This window comes from Acinetobacter sp. ANC_7682 (genome assembly GCF_056779795.1).
Map to the genome: position 1 here is coordinate 1 of NZ_JBWYIQ010000100.1, position 261 is coordinate 261.

Sequence of the window (261 nt, forward strand, 5' to 3'; positions counted from 1 at the left end):
TGCTCGGTACAATCGGTTGGGCTTCATCAATGAGCCAGTTAATGCCTTCACTGCGTAGTAAGCGAGTCAGAAAGTCGTAGTCGCTTTCGTTACTTTGCATGATAAAGGGTCGGATGTCGTATTGTTGTTGTAGTCCACTGTGGTCTAGGCTGAGGCTCGAGGCAAAGAGTGGGCTTTTGTTTTGCCATTCTTCAAAGAGGATTTCCACCACTTCGACCACGGATTTGTTCATAAATACGCGGCTGTTGCGGCGTTTGTGCC

The 261-nt window shown here is 48.3% G+C and carries 1 protein-coding gene; it reads right to left on the reverse strand.

Annotated elements, in window-relative coordinates; all coding sequences use genetic code 11:
• Positions 1–261: phage late control D family protein (locus tag AC1M9D_RS14160; RefSeq protein ID WP_481612453.1), on the reverse strand; the 261-nt coding region annotated here is incomplete at both ends.